This is a genomic window from Photorhabdus akhurstii (assembly GCF_018448925.1).
GTDB classification, from domain to species: domain Bacteria; phylum Pseudomonadota; class Gammaproteobacteria; order Enterobacterales; family Enterobacteriaceae; genus Photorhabdus; species Photorhabdus akhurstii.
In genome coordinates this window covers 87,434-105,798 of sequence record NZ_RCWE01000016.1, presented here as the reverse complement: position 1 = coordinate 105,798, position 18,365 = coordinate 87,434, and the positions used below count along the sequence as shown (strand labels likewise).

Below are 18,365 nucleotides of genomic sequence, written 5' to 3'. Positions count from 1 at the left end.
AGACCCGCTATGACATGACCATCCGGCCCGATATGTGGCGCGCCACCCTGCGCCAGAATGCCCGGATTTTTCAGCAGCAGGATATCAAAACCATCATCACCACCCTGCTCAAAGAGAACGGCGTCCGGGATGTGGCGTTCAGTCTGCGCAATCCCCACCCGGAACGGGAGTTCTGCGTCCAGTACCGCGAAACCGATTTTGAATTCCTGCAACGGCTCACCGCCGAAGAAGGGATTTTTTACTGCTTTGAGTTCACCGGCAATAAAAACACCCTGGTGTTTGCCGACGATGCGGGCTCTGTCGTCAAAGGCCCGGTGCTGCCCTATCACCCCGAAGACGCCGAACAGGCCCAGCAACTGTGCATTACCCGGCTGACCCGCCAGGCGCAGGTGCGGCCGGCGGTGGTCGAGCTCAAAGATTACACCTTCAAAAACCCGGCCTGGGCGGCGGAGTTCCGTCATCAGATGCGGGAACAGGACCTCCAGCATACCGGGTACGAACACTTCGATTTTCCCGGCCGCTTCAAAGACGGGCAGCACGGCGCCGACTTCACCCGCTACCGGCTGGAAGCCCTGCGCAACAACGCCCTGACCGGCGACGGGGAAAGTAATGCCGCGACGATGCGGCCCGGCGTGCTGTTCACCCTGACTCACCATCCCCGGCCTGACCTCAACCGGCTCTGGCAGCTGGTCAGCGTCACTCATCGGGGCAGCCAGCCGCAGGCGCTGGAACAGACCGCCGGGGAGAGCGGCACCACCCTGAGCAACGACTTCACCTTCATTGCCGACAATCAGCACTGGCGCCCGGCCCCGTTACCCAAACCGGTGATGGAGGGTCCGCAGATTGCCAAAGTCGTGGGCCCGGCCGGCGAAGAAATCTATTGCGACTCCTACGGCCGTATCCGCCTGCAATTCCTCTGGGACCGCTACGGCCGGAGCAACGATAACAGCTCCTGCTGGATACGAGTCACCCAGCCCTGGGCCGGTCAGGGCTGGGGCATGCTGGCGATACCGCGTATCGGTCAGGAAGTGGTGGTGGACTTTCTTAACGGCGACCCGGACCAGCCGATTGTCACCGGACGCACCTACCATGCCAGCAATCTCCCGCCGGGGGACCTGCCGGGCAGTAAAACCCGGATGACCTTTCGTTCCAAAACCCATAAAGGGGAAGGCTACAACGAGCTGCGCTTCGAGGATGCCAAAGGCAGTGAGGAACTGGCGCTGCACGCCCAGCGGGACATGCACACCGTGGTGAAACACGACCAGACCCTGGTGGTGGAAACCGGCAACCGCCAGGTGGCGGTAAAGACCGGGGATGAACAGACCCGCGTTGAACAGGGCAGCCTCACCGAAACCATCTGCCGGCTGCGCAGCACCGAAGCCAACCAGATACAGGTGAAAGCCGCCGCGGGCAAAGCCGGCGAGGGCACCCAGTTCTATACGGCCAGCGACAACATCACCCTGACCGTCGGCGCGGGCAGCATTGAGATGACCCAAACGCATATCACGCTCACCTTTGGCGGCTCAGTCATTACCCTGAACGCCGACGGGGTGTTGATTAATGGTTCCAAAATTGGCTTAAATAACGGTAGTGGTCAAAGCAGTGTTGTTCCACCTACGACAATAACTAAATCTCCTGCTCCTGATACTGCCCCTATAATTTTACCCTCGACAAGTCAGGAAGGAAAAAAACCATCTGTACCTGTAAATAGTCCGATTACGGCAACACCTACAAGCCAATCACTTCAACCCAAAAGCAGTGCTATTTCAGCTGATAATGAAAAATCAATAAGCCAGGATGGATTGAATTTATTAAAAGAAATCGAAGTACTGCGATTGAAACCATATAATGACCAAACAGGCAAAAATATAGACAACTGGACTGAAGGGGCAACTATCGGATATGGTAAATTGATTTCAAAAAGTGAATGGGATACATATAAAAATGGCATTACGGAAGATGAAGCAGAACAGCTCTTCAAAGATACTCTTGCACCTTATGAAAAAGCGGTAAATGATGGAATAACAAAGGAAATAAAACAAAACGAGTACGACGCTTTAGTTTTGCTGTCATATAACATTGGTATCGGTGGATTCAAAAAATCATCTGTTGTCAAAATGATAAATGATGAAAATGCGAAGACAGGTTATGACAGCATTGATGATGCCTGGAAAGTATGGAATAAATCACAGGGCAAGGTCAATCAGGGCTTAATAAACCGACGAGCAGCTGAGTTAAAAATATTTAATAATGGAGTCTATGAAAAATGGTAAAAAAAATATTTTCTACTCTTATTGGGATTATTTCTATTTCCCATTCTTATACATCGTTTGCGTCTTATACTTCGTCATTGGAAACGGAAAAATTTATTATCACTATTAATGTTCTTTGCCCAGAAGGTGAAGTTACCTGTGATGACGTTGTGTATACTGGAATAAGAAAAAAAGATAGCGCCACGCTAAGACTTAAAGGAAAAACATTAAATAAAAACTGTCAGACAGGAACCTGTAACTTATATGGTTATGAATTCATTAATCGTGGTACGACATATACAATATATCTCGACGGGATATTAGAAATTACTCAAGGGAAGAAGTTGCTTTTATCAGAAGTCGGAAAGTGGCACGCCCAATAATGATTTCATATTAAATAAATTGCTTTTTTCTATCTCATTTTTTAGCAGGAAAATACGATGACGCAGGAAAATACCTTCATCCCTTTTCACTTTAACGCCGGCACCCTCAACGTGCCCCGCGACTGGCGGGATGTCAGCATGCTGGTGCTCACCAGCCCCGATGACCACAACGGCAGCAGCTTCACCGTGTCCCGCGACACCCTGCCCTGGGGCCTCGACTTCCCCCAGTTTGCCGGGCGCGAAATCAACGCCCTCAGTCAGCAGCTGAAAGACTGGCAGCTTATCGCCCAGGAACCCGGCCAGCTCAATGGCGGCGACACCCTGACCGCCGAGTTCACCTGGTCCGCCCCGCAGGGCCCCCTGCATCAGCTGATGATGATGCTCAACCTGCCACACCAGGTGCTGATTCTGACCGGCACCTGCAACGGCGCCATGACCCCGGCTCAGCGCGAGCAGATGCTGGCCATCATGACCTCGTTTCAGCCCCGCCGGGATGATAACCCACAATAGTGTCCGGGAGGAGCCATGAGCGTATTGATGATGGCCTGGCTGGGGGCCGGTGCCGCGCAGCGTACACCCCAAACAAAGACGGCCGCCGCGGATAATGCTCCGCCGCCGACCGAAGGCAGCTCTTCTGCCGATACGGTGCTGAATTATCTGGAAAGTGAGGATTTTCAGCGTCATTCGCTGGCGGCGGCAATAACGTATACCGTAGCCGTGGGCGGCGCCTCCGCCGCCCTTCCGCTGGTCGCCGGGGTGGCCGCCGGGAAGCTGGGGGCGCAGATAGGCAGTGATATCGGCGAAAGCCTCACGCATGGCGTGATGTCGCTTTGGGGCCAGCGCACCGTCGCCACCGAAGGCCAGGCCCCGGCCCGGCTCGGGGATGCGATTGCCCACCAGAATAAAAGCGCCGGATTATGGGGGGCGCTGGGCGGCGTGCTGCTCGGCGCGCTGGCGGCGGTGGCCGTCAGCGGGCTAGTTGTGGCGACCGGCGGCCTGGCGATGGCCGTGGTCGCCGGGGCGGCGGTCGGACTGGCGGGCGGTTTTGTCGGCGGACTGGTCTCGTCCGTGGGCGCGGCGCTCGGGCAGTACGGGGCGAATAAAGGCCAGATTGTCGAGGGGTCGCCGGATGTCTTTTTTGAAGGCCGGCCGGTGGCCCGTCAGGGGGACAAAATTGTGTGCAGCGACCACCCCGGCCCGGTGGTGATTGCCGAAGGCGCCAAAACCGTGTTTGCCAACGGCAGGCCGATTGCCCGGCTGGGCCACCGCACCGCCTGTGACGCCAATATCAACAGCGCCGCCGCCTCGATTGCCCTCACCACACAAACCGGTGACGCCCTGACTATCCTGACCGCCAGCAACAAAGACCTGCGCTGGCTGGTCGCCATTGCCGGCCTGCTCCCGCTGCCACGGGGCCGGAAAGACAACGGCGGCAAAGCCAAATCCGGGGCGGAACCCACCCCATCGGTGAAAAAAACCGGCTGTGACAGTCAGCTCTGTAGCAAAGCCGGCGAGCCGGTCGACGTGGCGACCGGCGACTTCCTCCAGGTCTGGCCGGTGCTGGCCCTGCCGGGGGTATTACCGCTGACCCTGAACCGGACTTACCGCTCCACCGCCGCCCTGTCCGGGCTGTTCGGCCCCAAATGGGCCGATGACTGGTCGCAGCACCTGCGCCGCGACGGCGAGGAAACCCATTTCACTGATGGCGAAGGGGTGATTTACACCTTCCATACCCCGACGGAAAACGTCTTCTCGGTCAACCTCCATGCCGGGCATTACCTGCTGTACGGCCGGCGCGACGGCGAGCTGCGTCTGTTCAACCGCCGTACTCAGCAGATACTGAGTTTTACCGAGGTGCAGGGGGATAAACGCCGCCTGTCCCTGATAGAAGACCGCAACGGCAACCAGACCGTCTTTCATTACGATAAACACCACCGCCTGACCCGCCTGGTCCATGCCGACACGGCGACCCTGGCGCTGCACTACGAACACCAGCAGCTCACGGCCATTGACTGGCTGCACGCGGAACAGCGCCAGCGGCTGGTGACCTGCCGCTATGATAACCAAGGGTATCTGGCGGAATGTGACACCTTTCAGTTTCACCATCTGTGGCACGAATACAGTCCGCAGGGGAACATGACCCGCTGGCACGACACCGATAAAACCGATGTCACCGTGCACTATGACAAAGCAAGCCGAGTAATTGCCACCACCACCCCGCAGGGGTACTGGCAGGACCGTTTTGAATACGATGACGAACACCGCGTCACCACCTATTTCGATGCCGAAGGCGGCTGTACCCGCTACCACTATAACGCCGACGGCCTGGTGACCCGCCTGGTGGACCCGCTCGGCCATGAAACCCGGACCGAATGGGATTTCAGTTGCAAAGTCGCCGAAACCGACCCGCTGGGCCGGACCACCGCGTATGAGTACAGCCCTTACGGCGAGCTGACCGGCCTGCTGTCATCCACCGGTGACCTCACCGCTTACGATTACAATGAATACGGCCAGCTTACCCAGGTCACTCAGCCGGATGGCGCACGCTGGCGACTGCATTACAACGAACAGGGCAACCTGGACAGCGTTATCGACCCCCAGGGGCGGGTGGAAGAGACCCGTTACGGGCCGCGCGGGGAAATCCTGCGCCAGGTCCTGCCCGACGGCCGCGCCTGGCGCTACGGCTATGAGCGGCAGCAGCTCAGTGAAATTCGGGCCCCGGACGGCGCCCTGACCCGGTTTGACACCGACGGACTGGGCCGGCTGCTGCGGGTCACCGACGCGTTACATCAGCAGACCGACTATCACCACAGCCCGTTTCATGCCAGCCCGGCGGGCAGCGTCAGCGAGATACAGTTACCGGATGGCATTCGTCAGACGATTGACTACGACAGCGAGCGCCGGGTCTCGGCAGTCACCGACGGGGAAGGCCGGACCACCCGCTATACCTATGACGCCTTTGACCGGCTCAGCCGCCTCACCCGCCCGGATGGCGCGGCCCTGACCTTTGGCTACGACCGACTGACCCGCCTGCAAACCGTGACCAATGAAACCGGTGAAACGTATCGCTACACCCATGACCCGGCCGGCCGGGTGATGAGCGAAACCGATTTTACCGGCCGGACGATTCATTATCAGTATGATGCCGCCGGACGCCGCCTGACTGCCCGTTACCCCAATCACCAGCTGCTGCGCTGGTGCTACACCGACGATGACCGCCTGACCCGCCAGGAAGCGTGGCAGGAAGAGGATGACCGGTGCACGTTATGCTCAGTCACCACCTACGACCACGACGCGCAGGGACGACTGGTCCGGGCCACTAACCCGGACGCGGTGGTGGCGTTTGAATACGATGAAGCCGGCCGCCTGACCCGGGAGACAATTAACGGACGCGCCGTCAGCCATCAGTGGGACCCGATGAGCGGCCTGCCCGCCGGATACCAGGCGGACACCCAGCCCGCGGTCAGTTGGTACTACGGCCTCAACGGCCGGCTGATGCAGTGGCAGCTTGACGGCCATGCCCCGTTGCAGATGCAGCATGACGGGCTGGGCCGGGAAATCGCGCGGGAAAGCGCCGCCGGCTTTATCCAGTCACACGCTTACACCCCGGTGGGACTGCTGGCCCATCAGACCGCCGGGCGCAGCTCCGACTGGTTCAAGCAGACCCTGTACGAGGCCGACCCGCATTTCCCGCCGCGGGGCAGCGCGGTGACCCGCCACTGGCATTACACCCCGGCCTACAACGTGGCCTGCATAGAAGACACCCGCTGGGACGAGACGCGCTACGGCTACAATGTGAATGACCAGGTGGTGACCGCGCAGTTTGGCGGAATGCGGGCCTGTGATGAACTGTTTGTGTACGACGCCGGCCAGCACCTGCATTACCAAAAACGGGTGCCGGAACGGCTCAGTGAAGACCTGCGCCAGAGCTACCACACCCAGCAGGCGGGGCGGGTGATTCAGCACGGCGCCTGCACGTATCGCTACGATGAAAACGGGCGGCGGACAGAGAAAACCGAACAGCGCCGGGGCTACCGGCCGCGGACCAGGCGCTACCGCTGGGACGCGCACGACCGGCTGACCGGGTTTATCAGCCCGGAAGGGGTGCGCTGGCGTTATTGCTATGATGCTTTCGGGCGACGGATTAGCAAGCGGCAGGAGACAGACGCCGCCGGACCGCCGGTGAAACCGACCGCGATAATCGGCTATGATTACCTGTGGAGCGGGGAGCAGCTGATTGAAGAGACGCCGGTCCGGGCGGACGGCACCGTTGACTATGCACACAGTATTCACTGGCTGTATGAGCCGGGCGCCCTGACCCCTTCGGCCCGGTTTGAAAAAGGCCAGCTATATTATGTCGTGAGCGACCACCAGGGGACGGTACGGGAAATTTTGACCGAGGCCGGGGAACTGATATGGGCCGGCCGGTTACTCACCTGGGGCGAGCCGGAATGCTGGCCGGTGCTGACGGTCAATGACCCGCGGAATCTGACGTGTCATCTCAGGTTCGCCGGTCAGTATGAAGACGAGGAAAGCGGGCTATACTATAATCGTTTTAGGTATTACGATAACGAGACCGGGCAATATCTCTGTGCCGACCCGATAGGATTAGCAGGTGGATTTAACCCGTACAGCTATGTCCATGATCCAGTCAATTGGATTGATCCTTTCGGGCTGACATCTTGTCCAGAAGTATTGGCTAAAAAAGATGACCGCAGAAGAAGATACCATTCTCGATCTGCTGCATATGAAAAGCACACTAAAGCTAGAACTCAAGAAAAAGCTAAATCTCTTTCTTCAAATGGAGGGACAGCACAATATTGGGGGGATAACTTACCTAACAATGCAACAGCACAACAAGTTACTGCTTTTAGAAATAAGGTAGAAAAAGATGCGTTAAGTAATGGCGCAGAAATTAACCTAGGCGATAATAAAGGTTCATCTTATTATATTCACGATGCAGGATCTCCAATTGGATATAATAATGGCAAGCCAACTCAATATTTGAGAGTGGAAGTTACCAATTCTCCTAACCCTGAATTTCATGGACACCCAATATCACAAAGTGATTACAATGCGTATATGAGATCTAAAAAATGAATATAATTCAGAAAATACATAACTTGTTTCCTTTAAAAAAAATGTATGCGCCATCAGGATGGCTTATAGCTAAAAACCACCTAATTGACGCTGATCTAAATATATTTAATAAATTAAGTAATGATGATAAATTTTTGATAAAAGATATTTTTTTCTCATCCAATATATTTTATTCATATAGTGAATGTTTTGTTGGAAATAATATATACATGAAAGGTGTTATTGATGTTGGATGCTTGTTCTACAAAGAAGATCTTGATTCAGAACAAGAAGATATATTTAATTATGGTGCAATCCGTTATCAAATAACATTATCTTTATATAAAGGAAAATCTAAAGTAAGCTTCTATTCATTTGATAAAATAGTTAATGAAAGAAATTCAATGATCGATGAAGTTAATTTTTTGATGCAGTTTTTTTCTGAAAACGTTATCGATGCAATAAATCAATATGGTTTTAAAACTGATTTGGATCACCATCTGAATATGAAAAGAGAATTATTAAATCACTTGTATGATAAAAAAATCAATTTTGATATAAGTTAATATAAATAAAGCCGGAAAGATCCCCGCGATCTTCCGGCCTTGTTATGATCTATTTTGGCACATACCCACGGTAAGCCCGCGCCGATTGGAGCTTATCGATGATATATTTATAAGAGAATGAAATTTTCTTTTTTATATGAATAAAAAAGCATCGAACAAAATGAAATATATTACGCCTGATGTTGATCAACATAATGGTGGTGTCTGGAAGGCTGCCGATAGTGTGAAAAATCTAGGCAGTAGACGAACAAGATCGGGAACGTATGATGCTGACCTGAATAGGATAGGTGACTAATGAAATATTCATACAGAATAACAAAATATAATAATACCAATGAAAATGGCGATATTTTTTCTAGTTCTGATGAATGGACTAGTTTTTTTGATATTGGTCAAAAGGTAGAAAAAGATGAATATGAGAAGATTGAAAATCAATATATAGATTATGTTATTAACTTATGTCACTGCTTGAAAATTAATCTCCTCAGAATCAAAGAGCTAGAAGTAAATATTGACGAAGTTTCTTATCTTGACGGTGAATCTATAGATATCAGCCAATTAAGAAACATAATTCAGTCAATTTTGAGAGAAGATATATAGTGCAAACTCATATCAGATCAATGCGAATTTCATTTTGGATATGATTTTTATATGTATTTTGTATCAAAAATAGATCCACAGGAATGCATAGATAAAATAAATACTTTACTTACAGTACAAAGATATAGATCTCCATATTTAGATGAATAATATCTAATACAATATATAGGCCGGAAAGATCCCACGAGATCTTCCGGCTTTCTGATGATCTATCTTGGTATACAGCTATGTCCATGATCCGGTCAACTGGATTGACCCGCTGGGGTTAGCTGGAAAAGATTGTGGTAATGCGTTAGAGCAAGAAAGCAAACTAGCGAAGGAAGACCGAGCAAGAAGAAGCTAAGGGGCTTTCTAGCAAAGGAGGGGCAGCCCAATATTGGGATGAGAGTATTGGGCATGGGAAAATAACAGGTGATCAAGCAACTAAATTTAGAAACATAATAGAAAAAGAAGCCTTGCAAAAAGGTACATATTCTCCTCAACCAGGAGGTTCCGATTATTATATTTACGATTCTGGGAGAAATATTGGATATAACAATGGTAAACCCACCCAATATATGCGAGTTGAAGTAACAAAAAGTACAAATGAATTTCATGGGCATCCTATTTCTGCTCAGGATTATTATGGCTATTTGAAAAAGGTTAAATGATGATTAATATTTTCCAGAAATACAACCCGTTAGAATGCTTTCATATTCCGGCAGGTTGGTTTACTATGAAAAACAACATGTATGATGTATCTCCAAGTGTTTTAGCTGATATATCTAATGAGGAGGAGCATTTTTTAGTAGAAGACGCTTTCTTTCGTAATGATATATTTATCTCTAGAGCTAATTATCCATTGTCTACGACTAAAGAAATTATAGCAGTAGTGTCAATACATGGCAGGCTGTTTAACTCAGAAGATTACAGTGGAAATTATTCTTGTTTTTATGATATTGATCTTTCTATTTTTCTTGGAAAGAAAGACAATGAAGGGATATATACTGGTGAACAGGTGGCAAATAATAGATTTGATGCTGCAAAAATAGCATCAAGATATATGTTTATTTTTTCTAATCATATAGCTCCAGCATTCGAAATTGGTAAGTTAAATAAAAATAGTGATTTTGAAGAATTTATATCTATAGCTTGTTCTGATAAAAGTAAAATATAAAGTATCGTCTTAAAGTGGAGATTAATAATCCATGAAATCAGCCGGAAAAATCCCCGTGATCTTCCGGCCTTATGGAGGATTGTTCATTCAGTTAGCTAATCCACTCTCTATAATCGCTTTAGATATTACAATAACGGGACCGGGCAATATCTCTGTGCCGACCCACTAAATCTTAGCGGTGGCATTAACCCGTACGGGTATGTCCATGATCCAGTCAATTGGATTGATCCGCTGTGGTTAGCTGGATGTCCAGGGACTAAGAACAAGAAAACGACCTATGAAAGCACAAGTCGTCGTGATGCATTAAGGCAGGCCAAGAGAGATGCGGGAATCCCTAATAGTCAGCATCCATTTGAAATATCCAAAGCTAAATTGAAAGATGGTTATGGTGATTTTATTCGTGATTCCAAAGGCGTTGCGATTGAAGCACGGCAATATCATTTTAAAGATAAAAATGGTTCTACGGTAATTATTCAAGAACACAGCTTAGGGCACGCAAAAGCAGCACCTTTACATGGAGCAGAACCTCATTTTAACGTCAGGCCACCCGATAACTTGAATACAGGTGATGTCCCGGGAACTCATGGTCACTATAACTTTTAGGGAAATAACATGAACATTATTGAAGTCATAAATAACAAATTCTTAACTTCACTTTTTCCTGAAGGATTAAAAGATGACATTCTTCTTGGACAAGTTGGACTTGATATAGCAGATCAGGTATCACTAAATATCCATGTAACACAAAGACCAGAAAAAGAAGTCGCTAAATGGGGAGTGTGGGGGAAAGATTATAATGTCATTGTTATTAAAATCATTGGTCAGTTTTTGAGAAAAGTTGAAATAGTTAACTGGCAGAAGATCACTTCATCTGAATTAATTTTTTTAGAAAAAGGTGATTTTTACTCTTTCAATCTCAAAGGAGACGAGTGGAGTGTTTCTTTGGAGTTGGAAGCCTTAACGTTCCAACGATGTGATATATATAGTAAATAATGTTTAAGCCGGAAAGATCCCCGTGATCTTTCCGGCTTTGTTATTTTTATGCTTAAAATCGATAAAATATAAAATAAATAAGAATATAAATAAAGGAATAAAATAGTAATACAGGAACATTCAGCAAGGCATATATATGGCCCACCGGGGACTCCTGGAAATCAGGGGCCTCATTTTAATCCTAGAGAATATAATCCTGAGTCTGGAGATGGATTTAGAAACAAAAGTGTCGATGGATTACCAGAACATTATAATTTTCCTTGAGGCAAATAAATGTGGTTTGATCATGCTATTTTTAAAGAAAAAATTAAGTTCATATTTAATAATGAACTATCGATGGAACATATTGAATTTGAACAATTTTTATATTATGACACATCTAGATTAAAACTTTTTTTCTGTAGCAAAAATATACCAAACGTTATTCCAGAAAAATGGAGGAGGAAAAAGTTTAATTGTTTTATGATCACATTGACATGTATTGATGTTTCTGTATTGGAAATTAATGGGGGAGGAGTTGCATTTGAATGTGCTCCCATTATTGAATCAACGAAGGAAAAAACAGAAATTACAATAAAAAATGATGACTTTTACCTCCATTGTTCTACCAGAACAATGGTAATAGAGGATATTACACCGCATTGGGATGTACGATGGACTAAATAATATAAATAGCCGAAAAGATCCCACGAGATCTTCCGGCTTTCTGATGATCTATCTTGGCATACAGATATGTCCATGATCCGGTCAATTGGATGACCTACTTGGGTTACTTGGTGAAAATACTTTTATCCATTATACGGATAAAGCTGGTTTTGACAGTATAATGAAAACCGGCGTTCTTAATCCTAATAGTCAGGGAAAAGTCTATGTAACCGACATACTTATGACACCTGATAATGTTACACGAAATCTCCTCATCAATAATCCTAAGTATGTGGGACGTGGTGATTACGCGATTATATTTAAAGCTGATTCTGTACAACTGAATAATATTAATAAAGTTTCTGAGTTTGAATATATTCATTCAGGAAAATTGAAAATGAAGGAAATTTTACATGCCGGAAAAAATCCATATTCTATTGTGTCATATTTAGATTATGAAACACGTAATAAAATGACTAATAACCAACTCGATGCTAGGAGTAAATGCGGTGGTTGAATATATAGAAAGTAAAACTATAGATATTACACAGGATGAAGTTAATGCATTGAAAAAACTAATAATGTACGTTAAATTTTCTTGTGAAGAAAATGAATCACTACAATATGCAAGCAGTTATTCAATTAATAGTTTTTTTGATAAATTAATTGACATTGATTGCTTTGGAAAAGCAGCCAGAGAATTTTATAGTAAGAGGAATATTAATAACGAAAATTTTGTCATGAAAAAAATCAATGATGATCAAGAGAAAAGTATAAATAAAATGAACGAAAGTGTATTACAAGAAATATTCAAAGAAGCACTTCATCCTTTTAAGTTTAAATAAATTAAAAAAAGCCGGAAAGATCCCCATGATCTTCCGGCCTTATTTATGATCTATCTTGGCGAATACCCACGGTAAGCCAGAGCAGATTGAAGCTTAGCGATCGCATCTTTGATCGGTCGCAGTAGGAATAGCCGTTACCGGCTCCCCCGCACAGATCCGGACGTGCGCTACTAACGCATCCGGCTCCTACCTCGGGTGTTTGGCGTAAAGCGCTGCAAAGGATAAGTAACGAGACCGGGCAATATCTCTGTGCCGACCCGATTGGGCTGCTGGGTGGATTTAATCCGTATAGCTATATCCATGATCCAGTCAATTGGATTGACCCTCTGGGGTTGAATCAGTTCTTTGTAGATAAAGTTTCATGGACTTCGACTGCAAATAAAGGGACCGGCTATACATATGATGTTTATCAACAACAAATTGATTGGGATCTAAAAGTCAAAGGGAAAACTAACTTACAGCGTACAATGATGGGAGGTACACCTTATGTAATAAAGGATGGTAAACCTGCTCAACTAAATCTGCATCATTCACGTCAAGATGCCAGGGGGGCTTTGTTTGAAGTTAGTAATATCACCCATAGAGCACGTAGTGGCAAAGGAAAAGAAGCATTACACCCTTATGGAAATAAACAACACCCTGATTACCCAGTCGATAGAAAAGCATTCGATGCCGACAGGAAACAATATTGCGAAGAAAGAGCTAGACAAAAGTTAGATCGCAGGAATACTAAATGTGGAGGCTGATCATGATACCAGAAAAAGTAAGTAATTATATTAAGTCCAAAGGTTCGTATATCTTAAGAGAGGATAAAATTAATTGTATTGATACTATACATTCTCTGGATATAGACCTTTCATCAGAGTTCTCATCTTTCTATCAGGAAATATATTGCGATCTGATCAGTCCCAAACCAATAGCTGACTTATTAGATATTGATGATATAAAAGAGCAATTTTATTATGTAAAAGATAGATATGATTTACCTGATGAATATATTCCTTTAACTTCAGATGAAAGTGAGGGTATGTATTTATTTAACAAGAAGAATGGTTCAGTTTATGATTTTAATCTATCCGAATATGATACTTTTATGAAAGGCAAAATAAGCCCACGATGGTAAACGTTTAACGATTTTTTAATATGGTATTTTGACGAAAGCAACGTGGATGATATTTAAAGGTAATAGAATAATATCGATGTATAGATAAACAATCAAGGCCAGAAAGATCCTCCATGATCTTGCGGCCTTGTTATGATCTATTTTGGCACATACCCACGGTAAGCCAGCGCCGATTGGAGCTTATCGATGGTATATTTATAAGAGAATGAATCCAATGGTTTAATTCCGTCTTAAAAAAATCCAGTTTATTGTCAAGGTTATATTTCTTAGAAAATGAAATTTTCTTTATCCATGAGCAGGACAATATAATTGGAATGATTCTTAATGATGCTTTTCATCCATATGAAGAAAATATGATTTTAAAAACAATAATCAGATGGATATGAAAAATAAAATATGGTCTGGTCAAGTGTCTACAACCAAATGTGGGATATTAAATTAATGAATTATTATGTATTAATGAACGATTATAATTCTTCACTAATGCCAAGATATCTTCATGCTATAGTAGATACCGAAAAGCAAATTAATGAAAAATGGGATTATGAAGGTTCCAAGCATGATATACCTTATTATCTATTAGATAAGGAATGCCCTGACACTTTATATTTGTTATGTAATAAAAATATTGGAAAATTAGGGTTAAATTATTATCAACACAATATGGCTCATATCCTATCTGATAGATTTTTCGATATTATCAATGAGTTTAAATTAAGTGATCATGTTTTAAAAAAATTAATTGCGACATCTATTAAAGATGGAAAAATTATCAATAACTCATTAAATTATCTTTTTTTTACTGACAAGGAGTTATTTATAAATGAAAAATATTCAATATTGGAAAAAGATAAATATGGAAATTTAATTCCTCATAAATTATCTTTTCATAATGAATCATTAAATTATGATATTTTTTCAATACGGACTACTTTATTAGCAGGATTTATCTTTATGTCAGAAAAAGTCGCTAACAGACTAATTAAAGAAAATATCAAAGGAATAAAACTAATTAAATTAGATGAAGTCTTGAATCACTATTGTGTAGATTTTAAGTACGACATTAAAGTTAATTTCAAAAAAGGGAAAATAAAATTACCCTAAGCTAATAGTAAAAAGCCGGGAAGATCCCCGTGATCTTTCGGCTTTGTTATTTTTATGCTTAAAATAAATATTTTACAAGATTGATATTATATATTAAATATATAACTTAAAACCACAAAAATATAAAATAAATAAGAAGATAAAAAAAGTAATAATACAGAAAAATATAAAATTCATATTAAATATATACATAGGATATATTTTAGCTATTTTATTCTGTTTTCTTTCTGAAACAGCAAAAAGCCGGAATCACTTCCGGCGGGATTCTTTCTTACCGAGGTGAATACCCATGCCACGCCGACGGATTAGTGCAATGGCAAGGCATCAAGGTAATCACGGATATACTGATGCAATGCTCTGGATAAAATAAATCTACATCAATCAATTAATACCATATCGAAACAAGTATCTAACATCCAAAATATAGCTAAAAAAGATATGGAGAATAGCAATATTATTAAATCCAAAGATAGGTATAACACTAATATTCAGGGGGAAGACGTAAATTAAAAAGTAAGACAAAGCATCTTTGATCTCTGGAGTAAAATTTTAGGATAATTTAATCTGGGTGAGATAATAAATTTTTATATGGAACCTGTTGAATTCTTTAAAAGTTCGGATTTTTTATCCGGTTCTATTGAAGAATTTAATGAATATGAAATTATTCATAATAAAGATAGGGCATTAAAGCTTCTTTTCGATCAAGACGTACCATGTAACTTATATGGTTTGGAGTGATTTTTTCTCTGATCTGGTATCCGAGTTTTATCTTCATGAGGATTATAAAACAGCAAAAAAAGGATATCCTTGACAGAATAAAAATATCGACCCAGGATCAAGTTAAAGAAAATATGAGAAAAAGAAAACTATATCTTATAAGAAAGAAACAAGGGTTAGTTGATAACATAGAGTACGATAACTTTCTAAATGAAGTAAATGACAAATGTAATAACAGGTTAAATATAACAAGCATTTATCGATATTTATTCTCTTTTAATCAAGACTCTAAATTAGAAGAAATATTTTCTATATTTAAAAAAGGAGTTATGCCGTGCGGTATAAAAAAAGATAAAAAGACATGAGTTATTTTCAATCCTATTCTTTTGAAGAATAGCTAATGAAATTATAAATGAACTTCCCTCAAAAACTAGATTCAACATTTAATGACTAGATTTAGAAAGGAAGTTCACAATCACCAGATCTTCCGATGTTCTTATTGATCTACCGTGGCGCATACCCACAATACTAGGGCCAACTGGAGCCTTACCGATCGCATCCTTAATCTAATACACTTCCTTGTCATTCACGGCGCAGGCGCGTATCTCTAACCAGTTACCAGTTGAGCCAACGCTTCAATGTGGGTTAATTGAATGTCCTGCACATGTTCAATCGCTATCGTCATCTCATGCTCTTCCCTTTAAGATATATCGTCGGTGTAGCTAACTGTCCCGGTTCTCATTAAATTATCGGCTGACTGAAAATATAATGGCAATAGTTTATCTGCCAGTATTAACTATTTTCAGCAAAGTTTTCTCAATGCTGAGATCAATTTTTGAATTCCCAATTCAACTTTACTACAGGGGCATCCTGTATTAAAACGAAGAAATCCCTTACCAGCTTCACCATAAATTTTACCCGGCATAATGGCAATTTTCTCTTCATGGATAAGTATCTGCTGCAATTTATCATCATCAATATTCAGATTACGCAGGTCTATCCAAGCCAAATAAGTTGCCTGTGGTGGCTGCCAGTTCAATTGTGGAAATGCAGCATTCAGTTCCTGTGCCACATAATTCAAGTTATCACTCAAGTAATTGCGCAGTTCATCAAGCCAGATATGTCCCTCCCGGTAAGCTGTAATATAGGCTGATATCGCTAAAATAGCAGGAGAAGATAATCCATCACTCTGCGTTAGTTGATGAGTATATGCCGCACGGCTATGATCATCATTAATAAAACCATAAGCACCCGTAAGGGCAGGAAGGTTAAATGATTTGGATGCAGAGGTTATTAATGCCCAATGCGTCGTGGCAACTTCACTCCAGGGAATATGTTTTGTGTCTCTCAAAGTCATGTCCATATGAATTTCATCGCTGATGACGTTAACATTATAACGCTCACACAGCTCAGACATCGTTTTAAGTTCAGAGTGACTCCAGGCTTTGCCTGTTGGGTTGTGTGGGTTGCACAGTAATAATATTTTGGTTTCTGGTTGGGATAGCAAAGTTTCAAGTTGATTCATATCGCACACCCAGTTATTGCCTTGTTTCTCAAGTGAGCAAGGAAGCAACCGCCGCTTGTTCCCCTGAATAACTTTATAAAAACCATCATAAGCAGGAGTGTGAACAACGATATTTTCACCAGGTTTAGACCAAATACGGATTAATTGCGATACCATGTAAATTACAGAAGGACCATAAACCACCCAATTTGTATTAATTTCGCAATTAAAACGTTGCTGGTACCAATGATGAATAGCACTAAGAAATTCTTCATGCTGCCAACGACTGTAACCGAACACGCCATGATCCAAGCGTTTCTGCAACGCCTGAATCACACAGGGAGCGGTAGCAAAATCCATATCAGAGATGGTAAAAGGGAGAAGATCATCAACACCAAAACGATCTCCAACATAGTCCCATTGGGTACACCAAGTACCACGGCGATTAACCGAGGTGTCAAAGTCAAACATTGTTTTCTTCCTTAAATTAATACATCAAGTTCATCTTTTACTGATTGTACTTGCGGCCCGATAACGATTTGTAAGTTATGTTGATTGAGGTAAATAATCCCCAGTATCCGTAAGTTCTTCAATTGTTCATTATCAACCAAGGATATGTTTTTAACAGATAAACGTAGACGAGTAATGCAATTATCCAGTGATAACGATATTATCTTTACCCCCTATTGCCGGAATATCATAATCCGATTTATTCGTAACCGCTGGCGGTCTATTCACTTTGTGATTATTGTCAATTTCGCGTTCTGGTGTTTTGATATTAAATCGGATGATAGCAAATCGGAAAATAATGTAATAGGTAACAAACCAAATCACCACAACAACAGGTATTAAAATTAATGTCGTTATGATAGGAACAAAACGTACTCCGCCAAAAAAGGCCAATGCATCGGGCAATCGAATGGTATTACAACGCTCATGAAGTAGATAAACAATAATGCCGACTATAACTGTCCCCAAAATACCAGTATCAATGGATTGAATGCCAAGAATATTTTGGATGTTATTGGCTTTCAATATCGTGGAATCTGTCGTTGGCAAGATATTTGTGGTTGTTAAATAAAAGTTTATCCCAGATGAAATACTGTAAAACCTACGAAGCCGGTAAAAGCTGCCACACCTTTATTTTCGCGTGCCATACCTAGCGGGATTGCAATTGCGAACATAATGAGCATAATGACTCCAGCTGATACTATTAGGAATTATTTAATCAATAACACTACGGATTATCTGGTGAAATGGTTTACTATTGATAAATATTTTAGAGAAGGATTATTAGTTTGCTAGGATCACGTAAAAGCTGCTCAAAAAATCATTATTATCCTTTAAGTCATTCATATATTAAGTAAAGAACAGGCAGAACCGTAATATTACAATTCT

At 43.7% G+C, this 18,365-nt stretch carries 19 protein-coding genes and 3 pseudogenes; 20 read left to right on the top strand and 2 right to left on the bottom strand.

Features of this window, described 5'->3' with window-relative positions; genetic code table 11:
- The 20 genes and pseudogenes from tssI to EAE93_RS16600 form a co-directional block, all read left to right on the top strand.
- The coding region (gene tssI, locus EAE93_RS25340) for a type VI secretion system tip protein TssI/VgrG (protein ID WP_214040140.1) at window positions 1-2,273 on the top strand (2,273 nt) is incomplete at its 5' end.
- Window positions 2,267-2,635 (top strand): hypothetical protein, encoded by a 369-nt coding sequence (locus EAE93_RS16685; RefSeq protein ID WP_051560905.1) that lies wholly within the window; start codon window positions 2,267-2,269, stop codon window positions 2,633-2,635. The genes tssI and EAE93_RS16685, both read left to right, overlap by 7 nt.
- A gap of 57 nt (window positions 2,636-2,692) precedes the next feature.
- On the top strand, window positions 2,693-3,145 hold the full coding sequence (locus EAE93_RS16680) for a DcrB-related protein (protein WP_214040139.1): 453 nt from the start codon (window positions 2,693-2,695) through the stop codon (window positions 3,143-3,145).
- Window positions 3,146-3,160: 15 nt separating this feature from the next.
- Window positions 3,161-7,735 (top strand): RHS repeat-associated core domain-containing protein, encoded by a 4,575-nt coding sequence (locus EAE93_RS16675; protein ID WP_250151068.1) that lies wholly within the window; start codon window positions 3,161-3,163, stop codon window positions 7,733-7,735.
- Complete coding sequence (locus tag EAE93_RS16670) at window positions 7,732-8,280, top strand: hypothetical protein (protein ID WP_214040138.1); 549 nt, start codon at window positions 7,732-7,734, stop codon at window positions 8,278-8,280. Before EAE93_RS16675 ends, EAE93_RS16670 begins: the two co-directional genes overlap by 4 nt.
- A gap of 136 nt (window positions 8,281-8,416) precedes the next feature.
- Window positions 8,417-8,575: a toxin C-terminal domain-containing protein gene (locus EAE93_RS25630; RefSeq protein ID WP_214040137.1), complete on the top strand. Its 159-nt coding sequence runs from the start codon at window positions 8,417-8,419 to the stop codon at window positions 8,573-8,575.
- Entirely contained in the window at window positions 8,575-8,880 is a 306-nt protein-coding gene (locus EAE93_RS16660; RefSeq protein WP_214040136.1) for a hypothetical protein, read from the top strand. The genes EAE93_RS25630 and EAE93_RS16660 overlap by 1 nt, the downstream gene beginning before the upstream one ends.
- Before the next feature lie 214 nt (window positions 8,881-9,094).
- Window positions 9,095-9,223, top strand: a complete 129-nt coding sequence (locus EAE93_RS25135) for an RHS repeat-associated core domain-containing protein (RefSeq protein WP_269468845.1) — start codon at window positions 9,095-9,097, stop codon at window positions 9,221-9,223.
- 372 nt (window positions 9,224-9,595) lie between these two features.
- A complete protein-coding gene (locus tag EAE93_RS16655; protein ID WP_214040135.1) occupies window positions 9,596-10,036 on the top strand; it encodes a hypothetical protein in 441 nt (146 codons plus the stop codon).
- Between the two features lie 108 nt (window positions 10,037-10,144).
- Window positions 10,145-10,639, top strand: a pseudogene (locus tag EAE93_RS25625) (HNH/endonuclease VII fold putative polymorphic toxin); the annotation flags it as partial.
- Window positions 10,640-10,648: 9 nt separating this feature from the next.
- Entirely contained in the window at window positions 10,649-11,029 is a 381-nt protein-coding gene (locus EAE93_RS16645) for a hypothetical protein (protein WP_036814391.1), read from the top strand.
- A 102-nt stretch (window positions 11,030-11,131) separates the two neighbouring features.
- The gene (locus EAE93_RS25620) at window positions 11,132-11,293 is read left to right on the top strand and encodes an HNH/endonuclease VII fold putative polymorphic toxin (protein WP_214040148.1); all 162 of its coding nucleotides are present in this window, start codon (window positions 11,132-11,134) and stop codon (window positions 11,291-11,293) included.
- A 9-nt stretch (window positions 11,294-11,302) separates the two neighbouring features.
- The gene (locus EAE93_RS16635) at window positions 11,303-11,695 is read left to right on the top strand and encodes an immunity 50 family protein (RefSeq protein WP_214040134.1); all 393 of its coding nucleotides are present in this window, start codon (window positions 11,303-11,305) and stop codon (window positions 11,693-11,695) included.
- Window positions 11,696-11,780: 85 nt separating this feature from the next.
- Entirely contained in the window at window positions 11,781-12,191 is a 411-nt protein-coding gene (locus EAE93_RS16630) for a hypothetical protein (protein ID WP_214040133.1), read from the top strand.
- Entirely contained in the window at window positions 12,184-12,519 is a 336-nt protein-coding gene (locus tag EAE93_RS16625) for a hypothetical protein (RefSeq protein WP_214040132.1), read from the top strand. The genes EAE93_RS16630 and EAE93_RS16625 overlap by 8 nt, the downstream gene beginning before the upstream one ends.
- A 212-nt stretch (window positions 12,520-12,731) precedes the next feature.
- Window positions 12,732-12,842 (top strand): annotated as a pseudogene (locus EAE93_RS25125) (RHS repeat-associated core domain-containing protein); the annotation flags it as partial.
- Between the two features lie 9 nt (window positions 12,843-12,851).
- Window positions 12,852-13,265 carry an HNH/ENDO VII family nuclease gene (locus EAE93_RS16615; protein ID WP_214040131.1) on the top strand — a complete coding sequence of 138 codons (414 nt, stop codon included), beginning with the start codon at window positions 12,852-12,854 and terminating at the stop codon, window positions 13,263-13,265.
- A gap of 2 nt (window positions 13,266-13,267) precedes the next feature.
- Window positions 13,268-13,642, top strand: a complete 375-nt coding sequence (locus EAE93_RS16610; RefSeq protein WP_214040130.1) for an SMI1/KNR4 family protein — start codon at window positions 13,268-13,270, stop codon at window positions 13,640-13,642.
- A 441-nt stretch (window positions 13,643-14,083) separates the two neighbouring features.
- On the top strand, window positions 14,084-14,746 hold the full coding sequence (locus EAE93_RS16605) for an Imm43 family immunity protein (RefSeq protein ID WP_250151066.1): 663 nt from the start codon (window positions 14,084-14,086) through the stop codon (window positions 14,744-14,746).
- 773 nt (window positions 14,747-15,519) lie between these two features.
- On the top strand, window positions 15,520-15,828 hold the full coding sequence (locus EAE93_RS16600) for a hypothetical protein (protein ID WP_214040128.1): 309 nt from the start codon (window positions 15,520-15,522) through the stop codon (window positions 15,826-15,828).
- A 437-nt stretch (window positions 15,829-16,265) separates the two neighbouring features.
- Here EAE93_RS16600 and EAE93_RS16595 read toward each other — a convergent pair whose 3' ends face one another.
- Both EAE93_RS16595 and EAE93_RS16590 read right to left on the bottom strand, forming a co-directional pair.
- A complete protein-coding gene (locus EAE93_RS16595; protein WP_214040127.1) occupies window positions 16,266-17,438 on the bottom strand; it encodes a MalY/PatB family protein in 1,173 nt (390 codons plus the stop codon).
- A gap of 11 nt (window positions 17,439-17,449) precedes the next feature.
- A pseudogene (locus EAE93_RS16590) lies at window positions 17,450-18,154 on the bottom strand (PTS transporter subunit EIIC); the annotation flags it as partial.
- Between the last annotated feature and the right edge of the window lie 211 nt (window positions 18,155-18,365).

Excerpts from the sequence above, each read along its gene's own strand:
- EAE93_RS16685 (WP_051560905.1), top strand. The coding sequence starts at position 2,267 with ATGGTAAAAAAAATATTTTCTACTCTTATTGGGATTATTTCTATTTCC.
- EAE93_RS16680 (WP_214040139.1), top strand. The coding sequence starts at position 2,693 with ATGACGCAGGAAAATACCTTCATCCCTTTTCACTTTAACGCCGGCACC.
- EAE93_RS16675 (WP_250151068.1), top strand. The coding sequence starts at position 3,161 with ATGAGCGTATTGATGATGGCCTGGCTGGGGGCCGGTGCCGCGCAGCGT.
- EAE93_RS16670 (WP_214040138.1), top strand. The coding sequence starts at position 7,732 with ATGAATATAATTCAGAAAATACATAACTTGTTTCCTTTAAAAAAAATG.
- EAE93_RS25630 (WP_214040137.1), top strand. The coding sequence starts at position 8,417 with ATGAATAAAAAAGCATCGAACAAAATGAAATATATTACGCCTGATGTT.
- EAE93_RS16660 (WP_214040136.1), top strand. The coding sequence starts at position 8,575 with ATGAAATATTCATACAGAATAACAAAATATAATAATACCAATGAAAAT.
- EAE93_RS16655 (WP_214040135.1), top strand. The coding sequence starts at position 9,596 with ATGAAAAACAACATGTATGATGTATCTCCAAGTGTTTTAGCTGATATA.
- EAE93_RS16645 (WP_036814391.1), top strand. The coding sequence starts at position 10,649 with ATGAACATTATTGAAGTCATAAATAACAAATTCTTAACTTCACTTTTT.
- EAE93_RS16635 (WP_214040134.1), top strand. The coding sequence starts at position 11,303 with ATGTGGTTTGATCATGCTATTTTTAAAGAAAAAATTAAGTTCATATTT.
- EAE93_RS16610 (WP_214040130.1), top strand. The coding sequence starts at position 13,268 with ATGATACCAGAAAAAGTAAGTAATTATATTAAGTCCAAAGGTTCGTAT.
- EAE93_RS16605 (WP_250151066.1), top strand. The coding sequence starts at position 14,084 with ATGAATTATTATGTATTAATGAACGATTATAATTCTTCACTAATGCCA.
- EAE93_RS16600 (WP_214040128.1), top strand. The coding sequence starts at position 15,520 with ATGAGGATTATAAAACAGCAAAAAAAGGATATCCTTGACAGAATAAAA.
- EAE93_RS16595 (WP_214040127.1), bottom strand. The coding sequence starts at position 17,438 with ATGTTTGACTTTGACACCTCGGTTAATCGCCGTGGTACTTGGTGTACC.